This is a genomic window from Natronococcus sp. A-GB7, assembly GCF_029688865.1.
GTDB lineage: Archaea > Halobacteriota > Halobacteria > Halobacteriales > Natrialbaceae > Natronococcus.
In genome coordinates this window covers 253,322-270,443 of record NZ_JARUKV010000002.1, presented here as the reverse complement: position 1 = coordinate 270,443, position 17,122 = coordinate 253,322, and the positions used below count along the sequence as shown (strand labels likewise).

General features: G+C 66.0%; 19 protein-coding genes and 1 pseudogene. 11 read left to right on the top strand and 9 right to left on the bottom strand.

Annotation, left to right across the window (positions count from 1 at the left end; genetic code table 11):
• A pseudogene (locus QA609_RS03385) lies at positions 1-143 on the bottom strand (Glu-tRNA(Gln) amidotransferase GatDE subunit D); the annotation flags it as partial.
• Positions 144-197: 54 nt separating this feature from the next.
• Positions 198-395 (bottom strand): hypothetical protein, encoded by a 198-nt coding sequence (locus QA609_RS03380; RefSeq protein ID WP_278301168.1) that lies wholly within the window; start codon positions 393-395, stop codon positions 198-200.
• Between the two features lie 85 nt (positions 396-480).
• Here QA609_RS03380 and QA609_RS03375 point away from each other — a divergent pair, with 85 nt between their 5' ends.
• Both QA609_RS03375 and QA609_RS03370 read left to right on the top strand, forming a co-directional pair.
• A complete protein-coding gene (locus QA609_RS03375; RefSeq protein WP_278301167.1) occupies positions 481-1,056 on the top strand; it encodes a DUF456 domain-containing protein in 576 nt (191 codons plus the stop codon).
• Between the two features lie 249 nt (positions 1,057-1,305).
• Positions 1,306-2,934, top strand: coding sequence for a S1C family serine protease (locus QA609_RS03370; RefSeq protein WP_278301166.1), 1,629 nt, complete (start codon positions 1,306-1,308; stop codon positions 2,932-2,934).
• Between the two features lie 86 nt (positions 2,935-3,020).
• Here the strand turns inward: QA609_RS03370 and QA609_RS03365 are convergent, their stop codons facing one another.
• Positions 3,021-3,689: a metalloregulator ArsR/SmtB family transcription factor gene (locus QA609_RS03365; protein ID WP_278301165.1), complete on the bottom strand. Its 669-nt coding sequence runs from the start codon at positions 3,687-3,689 to the stop codon at positions 3,021-3,023.
• A gap of 73 nt (positions 3,690-3,762) precedes the next feature.
• Positions 3,763-4,368, bottom strand: a complete 606-nt coding sequence (locus tag QA609_RS03360) for a hypothetical protein (protein WP_278301164.1) — start codon at positions 4,366-4,368, stop codon at positions 3,763-3,765.
• Positions 4,369-4,753: 385 nt separating this feature from the next.
• Between QA609_RS03360 and QA609_RS03355 the strand changes: the two genes are divergently transcribed.
• The 5 genes from QA609_RS03355 (at position 4,754) to QA609_RS03335 (ending at position 9,617) form a co-directional block, all read left to right on the top strand.
• A complete protein-coding gene (locus QA609_RS03355) occupies positions 4,754-5,137 on the top strand; it encodes a DUF5802 family protein (protein WP_278301163.1) in 384 nt (127 codons plus the stop codon).
• A 29-nt stretch (positions 5,138-5,166) separates the two neighbouring features.
• The gene (locus QA609_RS03350; RefSeq protein WP_278301162.1) at positions 5,167-6,078 is read left to right on the top strand and encodes a Vms1/Ankzf1 family peptidyl-tRNA hydrolase; all 912 of its coding nucleotides are present in this window, start codon (positions 5,167-5,169) and stop codon (positions 6,076-6,078) included.
• A 676-nt stretch (positions 6,079-6,754) separates the two neighbouring features.
• The gene (udk, locus tag QA609_RS03345; protein ID WP_278301161.1) at positions 6,755-7,471 is read left to right on the top strand and encodes a uridine kinase; all 717 of its coding nucleotides are present in this window, start codon (positions 6,755-6,757) and stop codon (positions 7,469-7,471) included.
• Positions 7,472-7,560: 89 nt separating this feature from the next.
• The gene (locus QA609_RS03340) at positions 7,561-8,580 is read left to right on the top strand and encodes a DUF1611 domain-containing protein (protein WP_278301160.1); all 1,020 of its coding nucleotides are present in this window, start codon (positions 7,561-7,563) and stop codon (positions 8,578-8,580) included.
• Complete coding sequence (locus QA609_RS03335; RefSeq protein ID WP_278301159.1) at positions 8,577-9,617, top strand: dipeptide epimerase; 1,041 nt, start codon at positions 8,577-8,579, stop codon at positions 9,615-9,617. Before QA609_RS03340 ends, QA609_RS03335 begins: the two co-directional genes overlap by 4 nt.
• A gap of 2 nt (positions 9,618-9,619) precedes the next feature.
• Here QA609_RS03335 and QA609_RS03330 read toward each other — a convergent pair whose 3' ends face one another.
• Positions 9,620-10,393, bottom strand: coding sequence for a sulfite exporter TauE/SafE family protein (locus tag QA609_RS03330; protein ID WP_278301158.1), 774 nt, complete (start codon positions 10,391-10,393; stop codon positions 9,620-9,622).
• 171 nt (positions 10,394-10,564) lie between these two features.
• On the opposite strand from QA609_RS03330, the gene QA609_RS03325 reads away from it, so the two are divergent.
• Positions 10,565-11,623 carry a hypothetical protein gene (locus QA609_RS03325; RefSeq protein WP_278301157.1) on the top strand — a complete coding sequence of 353 codons (1,059 nt, stop codon included), beginning with the start codon at positions 10,565-10,567 and terminating at the stop codon, positions 11,621-11,623.
• Between the two features lie 12 nt (positions 11,624-11,635).
• Here QA609_RS03325 and QA609_RS03320 read toward each other — a convergent pair whose 3' ends face one another.
• The 3 genes from QA609_RS03320 to QA609_RS03310 form a co-directional block, all read right to left on the bottom strand.
• Positions 11,636-12,085 (bottom strand): AAA family ATPase, encoded by a 450-nt coding sequence (locus QA609_RS03320; protein WP_278301156.1) that lies wholly within the window; start codon positions 12,083-12,085, stop codon positions 11,636-11,638.
• Positions 12,086-12,199: 114 nt separating this feature from the next.
• A complete protein-coding gene (locus QA609_RS03315; protein ID WP_278301155.1) occupies positions 12,200-13,237 on the bottom strand; it encodes a hypothetical protein in 1,038 nt (345 codons plus the stop codon).
• A gap of 65 nt (positions 13,238-13,302) precedes the next feature.
• Positions 13,303-14,385, bottom strand: a complete 1,083-nt coding sequence (locus tag QA609_RS03310) for a hypothetical protein (protein WP_278301154.1) — start codon at positions 14,383-14,385, stop codon at positions 13,303-13,305.
• A gap of 194 nt (positions 14,386-14,579) precedes the next feature.
• Between QA609_RS03310 and QA609_RS03305 the strand changes: the two genes are divergently transcribed.
• A complete protein-coding gene (locus tag QA609_RS03305) occupies positions 14,580-15,074 on the top strand; it encodes an FxLYD domain-containing protein (RefSeq protein ID WP_278301177.1) in 495 nt (164 codons plus the stop codon).
• 42 nt (positions 15,075-15,116) lie between these two features.
• Here the strand turns inward: QA609_RS03305 and QA609_RS03300 are convergent, their stop codons facing one another.
• Positions 15,117-15,668 (bottom strand): plastocyanin/azurin family copper-binding protein, encoded by a 552-nt coding sequence (locus QA609_RS03300; protein WP_278301153.1) that lies wholly within the window; start codon positions 15,666-15,668, stop codon positions 15,117-15,119.
• A 157-nt stretch (positions 15,669-15,825) separates the two neighbouring features.
• Between QA609_RS03300 and QA609_RS03295 the strand changes: the two genes are divergently transcribed.
• Both QA609_RS03295 and QA609_RS03290 read left to right on the top strand, forming a co-directional pair.
• The gene (locus QA609_RS03295; RefSeq protein ID WP_278301152.1) at positions 15,826-16,401 is read left to right on the top strand and encodes an HPP family protein; all 576 of its coding nucleotides are present in this window, start codon (positions 15,826-15,828) and stop codon (positions 16,399-16,401) included.
• A gap of 139 nt (positions 16,402-16,540) precedes the next feature.
• The gene (locus QA609_RS03290; RefSeq protein WP_278301151.1) at positions 16,541-17,092 is read left to right on the top strand and encodes an FxLYD domain-containing protein; all 552 of its coding nucleotides are present in this window, start codon (positions 16,541-16,543) and stop codon (positions 17,090-17,092) included.
• The last annotated feature ends 30 nt before the right edge of the window (positions 17,093-17,122 follow it).

The window sequence follows — 17,122 nt, the reverse complement described above, 5'->3', positions numbered from 1 at the left end:
ACCGCCGCGTCCTCGCGGTCGATCCCGACGTTGTAGCCGCCCTCGAGTTTCACCACGAGCTGCTCGTCCGTACTCGAGGGCAACAGGACGCCCTCGTAGCTGCGGTCCGCGCGATCGACGCGAACGCGGTCGCCTGGATTCATACCTCTCCGTTGCGCGGCGCCGGACTTGAAGGCACTCTTTCGGCGACGAGCCGTCTAGGTGAACAGGCCGACCGTAACGAGCCCGATCCCCATCAGGAGGAGCACGCCGGCGATGACTGCCGTCAGCAGGCGGACGGTACTCAGCGCCTCACGGGTGAGGTCGAGCCGCGGGTAGAGGTGGCGGCCGGCGTACAGCAACCCTCCCCCGAGAGCGATCGAGATCACCCCGAAGACGATCAGCTCGGTAGTCACTGCCACCCAGTACGTCGGGGAGGGTAAAAAGAACGCCCGTCGAACGTGGGAAAAGGCCATAGTTCCGGAACGCCTGCACTCGCGTATGAGCGACCGTTCGGACGAGTTCGTCGAGGCGGACCGCGGGGAGCGTTCGACCGACGAACTCCTCGAGGAGACGGAGCGGCTGCTCTCCGGCTCGAACGCGGAGGCCGACGCCGACTCGAGCGCGGACGCGTCCGCTGGGACGTCGACGGACACGGCGTCGACGGATACGGAGTCGGCGAAACGGACCTCGCTACGGTCGCGGCTGCCGTCGCTTCCCCGCCTCTCGCTCGAGACGGCGTTCTCTCCGAAGGCGTTTCTCGCACTCGTCGGCGCGCTCGGAGTCGGCTTTTTTGCGGGGGAGCTGGTGATCCCGATCGCCGGCCAGATCGTCGGCATGCTCGCCGTCGCCTTTGCGATCGGGCTCGCCACGTCGAAACGGCGCTACCTCGAGGTGGGCGCGGCTGGCGCCGCCGTCGGCGGGGTCGCTGCGGTAGTAAGCAACGCGGTGCTCGCGGTCGCCGGCTCGGGACGGGCGGTGCTAGCGGTCGGCGTGACCGCCGGACTGGTCGCCTGTCTCGTCGGCTACTACTTCGGTCGGGACCTCCGGAACGGGTTGTTTCAGGAGATCGAGTGAGCGGAGTCGACGAGGCGGATACTGTAGTCGATCCGAACTCGAGTCGCCCGAACTGTTCGATAGGTGAGCGAGCGTATCGCTGTTGGCTCTCTCAGCTACTGTGATCTCGTTCGAGTAGCCCTAAACCTATTTGCGTACTCGTGTGGTTCGATAGTCGCCTCAGGAACTGAAATCGACACGTACTGCGCGAACCGAAGTTCGACGGCAGACGATAATTCGCGAGACGAACCGACCACCGAAATCGGACGAATGACCGACACAGACCGATCCAAAAAGATGCTGTCGACCAGCTACACCGTTCCCTCGAGCACTCGACGGGGCGTGTTGAAGCAGCTTACGATCGGGGGAGTACTCAGCGTTGCTGGCCGTCTCGAAGCGGGACACGGCCGTTCCGATACCGAGCGACAGCGCGACGAGACGGAACTCGAGAGCGGGGACGAGAGACGACAGGTGACGAGCGTCGACGAGGCTCGGGATGCGGTCGTGCGGATCAGTACGGTACGAACGGGCGGCGAGTACGGCGACGAACCGATACCGGTCTCCGGGTCCGGTTTCGTCGTCGATGCTTCGGGGGTCGTCGTAACGAACAGTCACGTCGTGACCGGCGTCGATTCGCTCGAACTGTTCGTTGGCCGGGAGCAGACATCGCCCACCGCGACCGTGCTCGGTGTCTCGGAGTGCGCCGACCTGGCGGTGCTCGGGATCGTGGGCGAGGGCTACACACCCCTTACGTGGTACGACGACGAGCCCGAGCCGGGACTCGACGTGTGGGCGCTCGGGTTTCCGGACGGCGAGTCGTACGCGACGACCGCCGGCTCGATTTCGAGAACCACCGAGACGGCGAATACGTGGATTGCCGTCGACTCCGAGATCGAACATACGGCCCAGCTTCGCGGCGGACACTCCGGCGGTCCGCTGGTCACCGTAGACGGCCGCGCCGTAGGCGTCAACTACGCGGTCAGCAATCCGTTCACTCCGATCGACGAGACGGAGCGATTCGCGATCGGTGCGCCGGTCACGAGCACGGTTGTCGAGGAAATCCGAGCCGGAACGGCCGCGGCATCGATCGGGATCCACGGTACCGCCGTTCCCGCCGACGACCGTTCCCCGGCCGGAATCCGCGTCTTGGCCGTAGAGTCCAACAGCCCAGCCGGCAACGCAACCATTCAGTCCGGCGACGTGCTCACGGCGATTGCGGACACGCACGTCGGGAAAGGCGGCACCGTTCGCGAGTACTGTACCGTGATCGACGTACACGACCCCGCCGACGAACTGCCGGTTCAGGTCTACCGCGACGGCAGCCTCCTCACCGGAACGCTCGAGGGGTATCCGCTCGAACCGGTCCTCGAGCATCCTGCGTCAGCGCACGTACGGACGGGCGACCCGTATACAGCGTACACGACGCTCACTGACGAGACGGGGACGATCTGGACCGACGTGCCGACCGAGTGGACCGACCGACGTTATCAGCGGACCGATCTCGGTCCACGCTTGATCGCTGCACCCGATATCGAGCGATTCCAGAAGACGCTCGAAGCGCCAGGACTCCGAGTTCTGCTTTCTTCGGATCTCGAATCTGAGACCGACAGGATCCTCGAGGAACTTCGGCATCAGGATTGTCTGGTCACCAAACGGGGTCCATACGACGACGGGCTCTATCGAGGTGGCTCCCGACTGTCGACCGGCTGTGGCGATACCCGGTCGGCAAGCTTCTCCGTCGTCGCTGAACCGCGGGACCAGTCGTTCGTGCTCGTGGTTTCTGTCCGACTCACTGCCGAGCGCGACCGAGCCGCCCTCGAGCGCGTTCTGGCTGCGCTTCACCACAGAGAAGACGGTCATCCGCGCCAGCCCCCAGCTGAAGCACGCGTCGTGTTCTGATGGAGGGACAGGCATCCTCGAAGAGGCCTCGAGTCACGTTACGGAGTTTTCCGAGCAAAGCGGCCGTGCGACCGAACCCCGGTCAGTTACGATGGTTCAGGATCGGAGACGAGCTCCCAGCCCCGTCTCGTCCGTCGGACCATCCCCTCGTCGGCCATCTGCTCGAGGATCTCGGCGACGACCTCGCGGGGCGCGTCGACGTCCTCGCCCAGCTCGGAGACCGACTTGGGTTCGGAACGAATGCTCGCGAGGACGTCGGCGTAGATCCGGCTCTCGGGCCCGGTGCCGACCGTCTCGGAGATGTGATCGAGCACGTCACAGACGTGGCGCTGGACCCACCGCTGGGCTAGCGACAGCTCGTTTTCGAGCTGTTCGAGCTGCTCTAAGGTCGCCAGTAGCTCCTCTAAGTCGTCGGTGTCGTCCCAGGAGACGTCGATCTCGAGGTGGCGACAGGTCGCGATGTCGAAGCTGCTGTTTGCCGGGTAGGCGCTCTTGCTCACGTAGCCGTACGGTGAGAGGCTCACCTCGAGGCGAAGGTTCCGGGCGATGTGGAAGTACTTCCGGCGCTGGTCGTCGATCCGGCTCTCGATCAGCCCAGCCTCCTCGAGCTTGCGCAGGTGTTCGATCACCGCCTTGGGACTCACGCCGAGGTACTCCGAGATCTCGGTCACGTAGCAGGGTTTCCGCGCGAGCAGCCGGAGGATCCGTCTCCGGTTTTCGTTCCCGAGGAGGTCCAACAGGGCGGCGGAGTCCATTCGTACGGTGGGTTAGGTGCCGTCGCTGAAAAGCGTGTCTTCTCACGAGGGGCGCTTCGTCCGCCGCTCGCAATTACTCGCCAGCGGCGTCGTTACCGCCGTTCTCCTCGGGCTCCTCGCCATCGAGGTAGCCCTCGAAGCCCAGCAGCTCCGTCGCGACGGCCGCGATCTGTTCGCCGCCGAGGTCGGCGACGTTCTCCTCGAGGGTCTCGAGGCGGTCGACGCCGACCTCCTTGTCGTCGGCGAACGGCTTGGTCTGCTCGACCGCCCGCTCTAGGGCTACGATCTCGACGGTCAGTCGGGTCATCCGGGCCTGGTACTGCGGGGTCGAGAGCTCGTCGCCGTGCTCGCGGAGTTCGTCGCGCTCGTGCTCGAGACTCTCGAGTTGTGCGGCTAAGCCGTCCGCTCGCTCGTCGACGAGTCGTTCCCTGGCGTCGTCGTCGGCGGCTTCGTACTTCGCTTCGAACATCTCGGATTCGACCGTGCTCGAGGTATCGGTCGCACTCGACTGCATGAACGTGGTGACGCCACGTTCGACCTCCGAGTCGTGTCGATCGTCCTGTTCGTCCGACCGATCGTCGGCGCCGACGCTCGCGAAGGCCCCGCTGGCGACGGGGGCGACCGTCAGCCCGACGAGGAGGACCGCAGCGAGGAGGGCGGCCGACCGGGTGGAGTTCATTACTCCGATCGACCGTCGACCGGACTAAAAAGTCGGGCCTTCGTTCGGGACCGTTTACACCCTCGGTCCGGCCGTTCGGAAGACCCGGAGGGTTTACACTGGCTTTAGCCGCCACGTTGCAGCGGTCGTACGTAGCGGGCGAGTCGTCGTCGACGGTTCGAAACGGCCCGGTTTCGACCGGACCGTTCAAACCGTTCATCCGCCGGCAGTCGGGAGTTACCGCCGTCAGACGCCGCTTTCGCCGCGTTTATCGTCGGGGTTATGAACTGTTGTGGTCGCGCGACGGACCGCCCGACCGCCCGAAACGATCGATTGACGATTGCACTACGTGCACGGTGCAGCCCGCAGAAAAGTTATACCGCCTCGGTCCATGGTATCTAGTGACATGTTCGAAGTGTTCTCCGGAAGCTACTATCTCGGTCGGCTCTACGTGACTCCGACCGACCGGCAACACGCCCTCATACACGACGAACAGCACGAGCGGCTCAACGAGGAAGTGTACACGACCGGCGAGGGCGTCGAACGGCTCGACGCCCCGCTGGTGATGAAACTCGAGTCCCACCACTTCCCGGTCCACGGCGATTCGGCCGTCCCGACGAACACTCTCGCCCTCCCGCAGTCGATGCTCGAGGACACCGACGTTCGGAGCCCGCCCTCGCTGCGCGAGGTGTTACTCGCGCGCCGCGAGCGGGCCGAACAGCTGTTGAACTTCGCCGGCTGGGAGCCGTCCGGCCCCGACACCGACGACTACCCCGGCGCCGGAACCTAAAAGTACCCCCGCTTCGCGTGTTCGGTCAGATGCTCGACGAGTTGCTCGGCCGCGCCCCCCTGAAGGCGCGCATCGACGAACTCGAGGAGGAAAACGAGCGGCTGCGAGAGCGCTACGAGGCCGAATCGGAGCGCCGGGCCGACGCGGCGACGGCTCGCCAGGAAGCCGAGGAGCAACAGAACCGTCTCGAGGACCGCATCGCCCAGCTCGAGGGCGAACTCGAACGGATCGAGGCCGACGACGGCGGGCCGACCGTTCGCCGACGCGTCGACCTCCGGGGCGCCCGCCTCGAGGACGTCCTCGAGCGACTACGCTCGCTCCGAACGGCTCCGGAGGGCGCGCTCACCGCGAGTCTCGAAGAAGAGATCCCCGGCTCCGTCCGCGATGATCTCTCGGACGTCCTGGGCGAACGCGTCGCGCTGCTCGAGGACGCCGCGCCCTGTCTGTGCTGTGTCGACGACGCGGGCCTCGTCTCGGTCGCGCTGGACTCGCCGGTCCGGCCCGATTTCGAGCCGACCTGGACCGACCGGTTCGACCTCGAGCGGGAGTGGTTCCTGCCGACCGGCCGTCACGCGCTCGCGCTCGTGCGCGCGGATCTGTTCGCGCTCGGCACCTACGAGGACGACGAGCGCGTCGACTACCGCGGCTTCGAGAGCGACGTCAAGGGCAACCACTCGAAGGGCGGCTTCTCGCAGGCCCGCTTCGAACGCATTCGCGACGACCAGATCGATGACCACCTCGAGCGCTGCCGGGAGGCGCTCGCGGAGCGCGACGCCGACCGCCTCTACGTCGTCGGCCAGCGCGGCGTCGTCGATACGCTCGTTGAGGAGGCCGCCCTCGAGCCCGCCGCGACCGCTGCCGTCGACGCGACCGGAGATCCGAAGCCGGCGCTCGAGGACGCCTACCGGTCGTTCTGGACGACGACACTGACGGTGATTTGACGGCCGTTGAGACGACGGCTTTGTCGTGCAGCCTCTGTTGTCCGAACTGTACGTAGCGGCGCGAACGTCCTGTCAGCTATCGGTCGGTACAGTTAGCGGAAAAACGACGTAAAACACGAACGCGAGAGCGATTCCGTTTCCAACGGCGGAGAAAATCGCCTCCTGCCAGGACTGCCCGAATCCGCCAATCCCGATTACGAACCCCACAGCTAACCCAAGGAACAGTCCGAGAACGGCTCTCCGAAACGGAGATTGAAACACGTCTGTCACAGGGAATTGTTCTTGCCATTATTTATAAAATATTGTGATTTTACGACGTATTTCGGCTATTCACGGTCTTGCCTGTACGTAGTGGCTAGCACTCTCGAGTACAGTTGCCTCGAGACGAACACGCGTTACGTGGAGACTGCACACGTACCTTTTTTTCGTCGGGTTCGCTCGCAGGACTCGCTCACCGCTCCTCCAAAAATCTACGCTAAAAAGCCGCCTCCGCGGGCTTCGCCCGCTTCGGCGGGAAACCGCTGCTCCGCTCGCGGATGCTGGTGGTGGTATCTGCTTCGCCTGTGCTGAACGTGAGTTTCAAACGAGCTCTGAACGACGGACTACTCTCTCCCGTCGAGCCTGCGAACGGGCGAACATCAGGGCATTCATTAGCGCGCCGTCCGAGAATCGAGTGATGAGTATCCCGTCGTTCGTCATCGGTATCGCCGGCGGCACGGGCGCCGGCAAGACGACGGTCTCCCGGACCGTCGCCGAGACGGTCGGCGAGGCCGTCACGCGGATCCCGCTGGACAACTACTACGAGGATCTCTCCCATCTCGACTACGAGGAGCGCGCCGAGGTCAACTACGACCATCCCGACGCCTTCGAGTGGGAACTCCTGCAGGAACAGCTCGATTCGTTGCTGATGGGCCAGTCCGTCGAGATGCCCCAGTACGACTTCGAGGTCCACAACCGCAAGGACGAGCGCGTCACCGTCGAACCCTCCGACGTGATCGTCCTCGAGGGGATCCTCTCGCTGTTCGACGAGCAGATCCTCGAGATGCTCGATCTGAAGGTGTACGTGATGACCGACGCCGACGTCCGCATCCTCCGGCGGATCGAGCGCGACGTCATCGACCGGGGCCGCGGGCTCGAGGGCGTCATCGACCAGTACCTCGAGACGGTCAAGCCGATGCACGAGCAGTTCGTCGCGCCGACGAAGAAAAACGCCGACATCATCATCCCCGAGGGGGCAAACCGGATGGCCGTCGACCTGCTGGTCGAGAAGGTCGAAGCCGAACTCGCGCCCGGCGATTCCGACGCCGACGGCGATCGAACGTTTCCCCTCGAGGTCGGCGAGGGCCGACCGACGCGGGTCGACGCCGACTCCTCGAGCCGTCCCGACGACTGAGCTCTCGGACCGACCGCGTGCTGTCACCGGACTGCCAGCCCGCCGACGAGATATCTATCGTTAAGTGATCGCTCGTCAGATGACCCCGTATGCAGATCGCGATTCTCGCCCACGAGAAGTTCCCCGGTCGCGCCAAGACCGCCCTGGGAGTGCTCCGCTATGCCGACTACGACGTCGAGGCCGTCCTCGACCGCGACAGCGCCGGCGACCGCGTCGCCGATCACGTCTCCGACGTCCAGGACGCCCCGATCGTCGCGGGGATGGACGACGTCGACGCCGACGTCGACGCCCTGCTGATCGGGATCGCCCCCATCGGCGGCGGCTTCGACGAGAGCTGGCGCGACGACGTCCGCACCGCCCTCGAGCGGGGCTGTGACGTTATCTCGGGCCTGCACTACTTCCTCGAGGAGGACGAGGAGTTCGCCGCGCTCGCGGCCGAAAACGACTGCGAGCTCTGGGACGTCCGGAAACCCCACGACGAGCTGACGGTCGCCGACGGCGTCGCCGGCGACGTCGACGCCGAGGTTATCCTGACGGTCGGCACCGACTGCTCGGTCGGCAAGATGACTGTCTCGATGGAGCTCGCCCGCGACGCCCGCGAGGCCGGCTACGACGCTGCCGTGATCCCGACGGGCCAGACCGGGATCATGATCGAGGGCTGGGGGAACCCGATCGACCGCGTCGTCTCCGACTTCACCGCGGGCGCCGTCGAGGAGATGATCGTCGAGAAGGGCGACGAGCACGACTACCTCTTCGTCGAGGGGCAGGGCAGCATCGTCCACCCCGCCTACTCGGCGGTCACCTGCGGGATCCTCCACGGCTCGATGGCCGACCAGCTCGTGCTCTGTCAAGAGGCCGGCAAGGAGGCGATCCACGGCTACGAATCCTTCGAGATCCCCTCGATTCCGAGCTACGTCGACCTCTACGAGGACCTCGCCGAACCCCTTTCCGACGCGACGATCACCGCCGGCGCGCTCAATACGAGCCACCTCGAGGACGACGAGGAGGCCCGACGGGCCGTCGACGAGTACGTCGAGACGCTCGGCGCGCCCGCCAGCGACGTGATCCGATTCGGCACGGACGACCTGCTGGAGGCGCTGCTCGAATGAGCCTCGAGACCGCGTTCGAGCGCCACAGCCTTCCACTCGAGTTCCCCTTCGGCATCGCCCGGGGAACGGCGACCGAGGCCGAGGTCGTCACCGTTCGGATCGAGGACGAGGAGGGCACCGTCGGCGTCGGCGGCGCGGGTCCCTCACCCCACTACGGGGAGACGCCCGACACCGTCGCCGCGGTCCTGCCCGACCTGCTGGCGGTCGTCGAGGACGTCGGGGATCCCCACGCCCTCGAGCGGATCGAGCGCCGCATGCGCGAGACCGTCAACCGAAATCCGGCGGCCCGCTGTGCCGTCAGCATTGCTCTCCACGACCTCGCAGCCAAGCGCCTGGAGGTACCGCTCTACCGATACTGGGGGCTCGATCCCGAGGACACGCTCGAGACCTCCTATACGATCGGGCTCGACGATCCCGAGACGATGCGCGAGAAGACTGAGACGGCCCTCGAGCGCGGCCATGGACGGCTGAAAGTCAAGCTCGGCACCGACCGCGACGTCGAGATCGTCCGGACGATCCGCTCGGTCGCGCCCGACGTCGACCTGTTCGTCGACGCCAACGAGGCCTGGACGCCCCGCGAGGCGGTGTCGAAGATCGACCGCCTCGCCGAGTTCGACCTCGAGTTCGTCGAACAGCCAGTCGCCGCCGAGGATCCGGAGGGGCTGCAGTTCGTCTACGAGCGATCCACGCTGCCGATCGCGGCCGACGAGTCCTGTATTACCGTCGAGGACGTTCCGAAGATCGCCGACCGCTGTGACATCGCGAACCTGAAGCTGATGAAGTGTGGTGGCCTCCGTGAGGCGAAGCGGCTGATCCACACCGCCCGCGCCCACGGCCTCGAGGTGATGTGTGGCTGTATGACCGAGTCCAACGCCTCCATCGCGGCGGCCTGTCACCTCGCGCCGCTGCTCGATTACGCCGATCTGGACGGCTCCCTGCTGCTCGAGGAGGACCCGTACTCGGGGGTGGCGATTCCAGGTGGCGAGATCGATCTGGCGGGGCTCGAGCGAGCGGGAACCGGTGCCGTCCTCGAGTAGCGTCAGAGCACGAGATAGATCCCGGTCGGAACGAGGACGATCCCCAGAATCAGCTCGAGTCGGCCCGGATCGACCCGGTGGGCGAGCAGCCAGCCGCCGACGGCGCCGACGACGATCGGCACCGCGAGCAGTCCCGCGAGCGCGACCGAGACGGCATCCTGCAGGTAGTAGCCCCCGACGGCGAAGCCGGAGATGAAGATCGCCTGGAGCTGTGCGACCCCCAGCGCCACCAGCATCGGAACGCCCAGCAAGACCAGTGCCGGCACCGCGATGACGGGGCCGCCGACGCCGACCAGACTGGCGACGGTCCCCAGCGCGAGTCCGACCCCCGCGAAGACGAGCCGTCCGCCCCTCGATTCCGGGTCGACGGCGGCCAGCGACGACAGCCCTCGGAGCCGACGGTACGCCAGTAAGATCCCGGTACAGACGATGAGGAGCCCTAGCAGGATCCCGAACAGTCGCCGTGAGACGAACGCGTTCAGGAGGGACCCGGCCAGCGCACCCAGCACGCTCGAGCCTGCGAGAACCGTCGCCAGCGCCCGTCCTTCCCGTCCGACCAGCTCGCCCGAACGCGCGTAACCGACGACGCCGATGGCGCCGACGAGGACGAACAGGACGTGGGCGGTTCCCGCGACCTCCGCCGAGGACAGCGGCGTCAGCAGGTAGAGCGCGATCGTCACGAAGATCCCGCCCGCGCCGACGGTCGTGCAGCCGACTCCCGACAGCAGGGCGACGAGGAGCAACGCGAGGAGGATCTCGAACGGAACGGGAACCATCGCGTACGGACGGCTACGCTCGCCTTGCGTGAAGTGTCCCGGGGTCCGCGATCGGTCGGGGCGTCGGCGGAATCGACCCCATGCCGACACCCCTCGAGCGGTTCGACCCGATGACAGTCGTCACGACCGCCAAAATCGCTTAACAGGACGTGACCCGTGCGACGTATTGCCATGAGTGACAGCGACGGCGACGCGAGACTCACGCGGCGAGCACTGCTGGGGGCCAGCGCCGGAACGGTCGCGCTCTCGACGGTCGGCACCGTACAGGCCGACGGAGAGAGCGAACGCGGACTGCTCTCCGGACGGTGTCCCGACGCGACGCTCCGACCGAGCATGGGCCACTGTGCGGGCGCGAGCACGGAGGGCTGTGCGGACGACCACCCGGTCACGCTCGAGCTTCGAGAGGCAGTCTCGGAGACGCTCGAGTCGCGGTACCCCGACGCTGGCGCCCTGCTCGAGGCGGGGTTCAAACCCTATTTCGACACGCTCGACGGGGACGACGACGGCTGGTCCCACTGGCTGCATCCGGAGTACATCGGCGACGACGCCGTCCTCGACCCGGAGCGGCCGGAGTCGGTGCTGGTCGACAACGACTCCTGGCGCTCGATCGGCGTGATGTTCATCGCGACCCGCGACGGCGAGCCGATCTCTCCGCCGCCGGCGGTGTACGAGGTCGACGACGACGGTTGGGACGGTCCGCCCGAGGACGACGACTACGGGGACCAGGACGACGACTCCGACGCGAACGGGCACGGCGACCACGATCATCATCCGGACGGTGGTGACGACTACCCGCACGACGATCGTCCACACGGTGATGGCGACTACCCGAACGACGACGATCATCATCCGCACGACGACCACGATCACCACCCCGACGGCGATCCGGACCGCTGCTCGCCGTGGCACTACCACGCCGGAGCGCCGGGACGGCTCGCCTGGTGGTACTACCGGACGGTCTACGAGGGGTCCTACCGTGAGGGCGAGCTGGCGCCTCCCTGCCGGACGCCCTGCATGATGCACGTCTGGACCGTCGATCACCCCGAAGGCGTCTACGCCCACGGTGGACCGCCGCCGGAGTACCGCGAGCGCGAGCCGGCCGACGACCCGGGGTTCGAGACCGACTCGGAGCCAGGCGAGGACGAACTCGGCTGGGACGTACTTCCCGACGAGGAGGTTCCGGATCGGCTCCCCGAGTCGTTCTCACTGGGCGATCGGCTCGGACTGTAGCCGTCCCGCTCGCTACGTCGATCGCCACCGATCGAGCGCCTCGAGCACCCGTTCGGTCGCCGCCGCGGCCGACAGCTCGTCGGTATCGAGTTCGAGATCGGCCTCGGGGTCGTCGAACTCCCGGTAGACGACGTGGACGCCCTGCTCATCGATCGCGTCCTCGCGCCGACGGTTTCGCTCGAGGCAGGTCTCGAGGCTCGCGGTCACGAGGACGAACCGAACGTCGCCGAGAGTTCGGAACTGTGCTTGCCACCCACGGCGGTAGAAGGTGCCGTCGACCAGCCAGGTGACGTCGTCGGGTCCGTCGGTGACCCGCTCGAAGAGGCGCTCGTAGGTCCGCCTCGAGAAGTCGTCGGAATGTAGCAGTCGAACCGACTCGCCGCGAGCCTCGAGGAGATCGGCGACGCGGGTCGCGACGGTCGTCTTGCCCGCGCCGGGTGGCCCGCAGATGACGACGATCACGCGCTCGGAGAGGTGCCGAACGACCTTCCGCGTTCGGATCGGCGGACGGGTCGGTCTCCGCTACACTGCCACGCGTGTCGCGGATGTACCGAGACTGGCGACCGACGAGCCGTCTCAGTCCCAGTCGATCTCCTCGTTGCGGTTCGACTCCCGAAGGATGAACGGGCCGATCGCCAGCGTCCGCTTGGCCATCGTCCCCAGCCGCAACACGAACGCGACCAGCAGGAGAAAGGGGACGATCGAGACCGTCGCCGCCGCCGTGACGAGCCAGACGACGGCGTCGATCCCCAGCACGGTCCCCGCCACTGCGTCGGCGTCGAAGAAGGCGATCATCGACATCGCCACGACCAGTGCGGGCACCGAGACGTACATGATCGCCCGCGAGAGGTTGATCAGCTCCCACTGGAAGTACAGCGTCTTGAAGTGCTCGCGGGCGAGCCCGAACAGCTTCAGCGACTCGAGCAGCTGATCGTGTGCCTCCCGAGCCTCGTCGGTAAACGAGTCGGCGTGGACGTTTCGTAGCCGCCGAGCACGAAAGATCTTCCAGGAGTAGTTGTAGTCGAGCGCCGACTTGATGACCTCGTAGGTGCCGAACTGGGCGTCGTTCAGCTCGTCGTGGACGGTCTCCGCGTGGCTCGTGACGTTGTCGACGAAGTCATCGACCCGCTCCTCGAACTCCTCGTCGCGACTGTCGTCGACGGCGTCGCGGAACTCGATCGCCCGGTCCTGGGAGGCGTCGATGATCGCCTGCAGGAACGACGCCGGGTCGGGCGGGCTGATCGGGGCGTCGATCACGTCCTCGACGTCCTCGTGGAACTCGAGCGACCCCTCGAGGCGTCCCCGCTGGTCGTCGACGGCGCCGAGTTCCTGGGAGAGGACGAGCTGGTTGATCGTCAGGACGAGCGTGACGCCGGTGATCAGCGAGGTAACGAGCGCCTGAAAGAGGAAGTGGATGGGCTCCTTTCCGCCCATGAGCGCCCGCAGGGAGATCGGGCTCACCTGACTGATCACGAGCAGCCCGACGAACGCGAACGCGGCCAACAAGGCGGTAACGAGCCACCGGTTTCCGTTCAACAGTAGCCACAGCTTCCACCTCGAGTTCGAACTCCGTTCGACCATCGTGTCGGCGGGCTGTGAACTGTCGTCGCTCATCGCTTCGAACGGTGGTACGGGTATCGGTCAAAAATGCGTGCGGCCGGCAGCGAGCAGGTGTCGTCTCACTCCGACTGCGACGTCGACGAGCCGGGTTCGGAGCTCTCGCCGTACGTCACCTCGAACGGTCCCTCGGAGGGATCCTTCTGGGGGACCATCGGTCCCGTCGACGCCGTCCGGCGGGTTATCGTCGCCGTCCGGAGAATGAACGTCGTGAGGAGTGCGAGCGGCAGGACGACGATGGCGATGAGCCCGGCGACGACGTACGGAAGGTAGACGAGGCTGATCGACGGGCCGGCGAAGTCCGCGTAGATGAATCCGAGCAGCATCGCCGAGAAGATCGAGGGGACGCCGCAGTAGATCGTCAGCTGCGAGAACCGCGTGAGCTCGCGCTGCAGGTAGGTCGTCTTGAAGTGCTCGCGGGCGATGTCGAACAGCATCAACGACTCGACGAGCTCGTCTATGGCGTCGTGGGCCTCCTCGGGAAGCTCGTCGCGGTGGCGGTCACAGAGGTGTCTGGCGACGTAGAGGTGCCAGGACTCGTCGTAGCTGATCGCCGCGGAGACGGTGTTGAACGTCCCGAACGACGTTTTTTCGAGCGTCTCGTCCATCAGTTCGGTGCTCTCTTTGACGTCGGCCGCGTACTGCGTCACCTGGTTCTTGACGTCGTCGTCCTCGAGGTCTGCGACGGCGTCCTCGAGATCGGCGGCGCGATCGTGCATGGCATTGACCAGTAGCCGGATGAGCCGCGTAGGGGCGGCTGGGCTCGCCGGCACCGACGCTATCTCGGCGACGTCCTCGCGAAACGACATCACGCCCTCGAGCTGGTTCTTCGATTCGCCGGCGGCGGTGAACTCCCGCGAGAGGATGAGCTGGTTGATCGAGACGACGAGCGTCACCAGCGAGAACGTGCCCGCGATCATGCCGCCGGCCGCTCGCGTGATCGAGTCGTCGTTGACGACGCTGATGATCCCGATATCTTGAAGCACGAGAAACGTAAGAAACACCGCGACGGAGATCGCGATCGCGAGGAACAGCCGGTCCCCCTCGACGAGAAACCAGTCGCGGACGCGCGTCCAGGAATTCGTCCATCCCCCGACCTGCGCACCGTAAGACTCGAGCGACTCCTCGGACTGCGACGAACTCATGACTACAGGTTCAGCGCGCCCGGCAATAAGGGACTTCGTTGCATACGACAACCCGGTGTGACGCCCTCACACCTCCGCGAGCGGCGGTCGCTCCCTCGGACGGAATCATCATGGTTCAGACTGAAATGCGCTCGACTCGTCCGTCTCGACATGATCAGTTACGACGAGTATCCCCGAGCGTGGTGCTGCCGACGATGAGTCGGGACCGATCGACTCGACGTCGCGTACTCGGTGCCGTCGGTGCGGGCACGGCGGCCCTCCTAGCGGGATGCGGCGACATTACCGGGAGCGACGCGCCGGACTACGAATCCGGCGAGGTCGGCGAGATCGACGGCGAGGATCGCTCGGCAGAGGAGATGACGGCCGCCGAATCGCTCGCCGAGGTCGAACCCAACGAGGGCGTGACGACGCTCGAGCCGCTCTCGCTCGACTCCCACGAGTTCGTCATGGAGGACGACTACCGGGGTGCGACCGTCCAGGGAACCGTCGAGAACACCGGCGACGACCGTATCCAGCTGATCGAGATCCGCGTGCGGGTGTACAACGACGAGGGCGAACAGGTCGGCCGATACCTCGACGTCGGGGGCGACCTCGATCCCGGAGCCAGCTGGGCGTTTACGGTCATCATCCTCGAACCGCTGGCTGACATCGACGACTACGAGGTCGCCGCCATCGGTACCCCGGCGTAGGTCCTTCTCGGCCGTTTTTGGCACGGACCGCCGAGCGAACGACTACTCGTGAGCCTCCGCCAGAATCTCTCGAATTCGATCGTTTTGGCGCTTGAGCGCCTCGCTCGCGGCGTCGGGGTACGTCTCGGAGGGGTGGGTAAGCCCCGGCTGCTCCTCGGGGGCCGGCAGACCGACGAGGACGGTCCCGACCATTCCGCGGTCCTCGTGGGTCCGGCAGGCGTAATCGTAGACGCCCTCGCCGTCGAAGACGCGATCGAACCGGGACGACGGGGCGACCTCGCGCTCCCAGGGATCCGAATCCTCGGTGATCCGTTGCTGGTCGCGGTGGGTTTCCGGGTGATAGGCGACCACCTCGTGAGTGCCGCTCTCGGCGATCCACTCGACGGTGCCGCCGTCGACGACGTGAGCGATCGGCGGATCGAGGCGGGGCTCGCCGTCCTCGTCCGTCAGTTCGATCTCTAGGTGAGCTTCCGGATCACCTATCAGGGGGTCGTCCTTCCCGAGCTCGTCGTCGACGCAACCGGCGAGCCCGGTCCCGAGGAGCGCGCCGGCGACCGCCACCAGCCGACGACGACTCGACTGCAGTCCGCTCATTGTTCCATCTTTGCACTCGAAGCGATAAAACGCGCGGTATCGCGAGAGAGGACCCGTGTTTCGTTCGACCGTCCGACCGACCCCTGCGCTGTGGCATCTGGCGAAAGGGACTGCAGAGTGAGCCCTTTTAGTGGTACGCTGCGTTGCCCCGACTACGTTGCTGGGGCTCAGTTTCGATCCTGACGATCCGGATTACGTGTTAGATCTCAAGGACGAGTACAGCGCGACGGTCAACGTTTTCCTGCACTTCACCGTCCTCGGCGTGATCGCGCTGGCGTCGGGTCGTCCGTTCCTGTTCCCGAGTCTCGGCCCGTCGGCGTACCTGATCGCGACCGGCGAACAACCCCGTGCGGAGGGACCGTACCACGTCATCGGCGGCCACGCGATCGCGGTCGTCGGCGGGATGGTCGCCTACGCGCTGTTCGGCAACGAGGTCAGCGCGTACGTGGTGTTCGCCCGTCCAGATCCTGCGTTCAGCATCGAAGTGGTCTACCTCTGGGCCAGCGGGACGGTCGCGATGATGCTGACGACGACCGCGATGTTAGTGACCAAGACCAACCACGCAGCGGCGTGTGCAACGACGCTGATCGTCGCGCTGGGGCTGATGGGCGGCCTCGAGGACGGCGTCATCATCGTGGTAGCCGTCGCCATCCTCTGGTACTTCCACGACAAGGTCATCTCGCCGCTGGCCCACCGCTACGGGTTCGTTCCCCGAGACGCTCGGGCGGAGTGATCCCCCGTCGGAATCGCCTCGAGAACGCCTCGAGGACGGGCCGAGCAAGGCTCACGTTGAAATGCGGTCGCGTTCTCCGTTCTGTCATGAGCAGCCGTCGCAACTGTAGAGAGCGCGTTCGTCGCCGGAGGACATCGCGATGACCGAACGGGACCGACCGAGTCGACGCACCGTGCTGGCGTCGCTTGGAACCGGGGTCACGCTGTCTCTCGCCGGCTGTGCCGATGCCGTCGACGAGATCGAGGACGTCGACGTCGGCGGCGTCGACCTCGTCGACGGCGTTGGATTGGGGAGCACCGATCCGGAGTACCAGAGCGGGACGGTCGACGTCGACGGCGAGGAACGAACCGACGAGGAGCAGGCGATCGCCGAACAGTTCGCAGACGAGGAGATCGACGAGGACGTCGCGCCGCGGGACAACCTCGTCATCGCGGACCACGAGTTCGTCCTCGAGGACGACTACCGGGGACCAACCGTGCAGGGAACCGTCGAGAACAATCGGGACAACCGCCTCGAGATCGTCGAGGTTCGGGTCCGGGTCTACGACGACGCCGGAGCGCGGCTCGGCCACTACCTCGACAGTACCGTCGACCTCGACGACGGCTCGGAGTGGGAGTTCGAGGTTATCCTGCTCGAGTCACCCGAGGACATCGCCGAGTACGATATCGCGGTGTTGGGGACGCCCTCGTAGCTGAGAGGCGATCCCGCATCGAAACGCGCA

Bases quoted from the DNA above. Each gene is read 5' to 3' on its own strand.
- QA609_RS03375 (WP_278301167.1), top strand. From the start codon at position 481: ATGAGCGACCGTTCGGACGAGTTCGTCGAGGCGGACCGCGGGGAGCGT.
- QA609_RS03360 (WP_278301164.1), bottom strand. From the start codon at position 4,368: ATGAACTCCACCCGGTCGGCCGCCCTCCTCGCTGCGGTCCTCCTCGTC.
- QA609_RS03350 (WP_278301162.1), top strand. From the start codon at position 5,167: ATGCTCGACGAGTTGCTCGGCCGCGCCCCCCTGAAGGCGCGCATCGAC.
- QA609_RS03355 (WP_278301163.1), top strand. From the start codon at position 4,754: ATGTTCGAAGTGTTCTCCGGAAGCTACTATCTCGGTCGGCTCTACGTG.
- QA609_RS03315 (WP_278301155.1), bottom strand. From the start codon at position 13,237: ATGAGCGACGACAGTTCACAGCCCGCCGACACGATGGTCGAACGGAGT.
- QA609_RS03370 (WP_278301166.1), top strand. From the start codon at position 1,306: ATGACCGACACAGACCGATCCAAAAAGATGCTGTCGACCAGCTACACC.
- QA609_RS03300 (WP_278301153.1), bottom strand. From the start codon at position 15,668: ATGAGCGGACTGCAGTCGAGTCGTCGTCGGCTGGTGGCGGTCGCCGGC.
- QA609_RS03340 (WP_278301160.1), top strand. From the start codon at position 7,561: ATGCAGATCGCGATTCTCGCCCACGAGAAGTTCCCCGGTCGCGCCAAG.
- QA609_RS03330 (WP_278301158.1), bottom strand. From the start codon at position 10,393: ATGGTTCCCGTTCCGTTCGAGATCCTCCTCGCGTTGCTCCTCGTCGCC.
- QA609_RS03335 (WP_278301159.1), top strand. From the start codon at position 8,577: ATGAGCCTCGAGACCGCGTTCGAGCGCCACAGCCTTCCACTCGAGTTC.
- udk (WP_278301161.1), top strand. From the start codon at position 6,755: ATGAGTATCCCGTCGTTCGTCATCGGTATCGCCGGCGGCACGGGCGCC.
- QA609_RS03365 (WP_278301165.1), bottom strand. From the start codon at position 3,689: ATGGACTCCGCCGCCCTGTTGGACCTCCTCGGGAACGAAAACCGGAGA.
- QA609_RS03325 (WP_278301157.1), top strand. From the start codon at position 10,565: ATGAGTGACAGCGACGGCGACGCGAGACTCACGCGGCGAGCACTGCTG.
- QA609_RS03290 (WP_278301151.1), top strand. From the start codon at position 16,541: ATGACCGAACGGGACCGACCGAGTCGACGCACCGTGCTGGCGTCGCTT.
- QA609_RS03310 (WP_278301154.1), bottom strand. From the start codon at position 14,385: ATGAGTTCGTCGCAGTCCGAGGAGTCGCTCGAGTCTTACGGTGCGCAG.
- QA609_RS03305 (WP_278301177.1), top strand. From the start codon at position 14,580: ATGAGTCGGGACCGATCGACTCGACGTCGCGTACTCGGTGCCGTCGGT.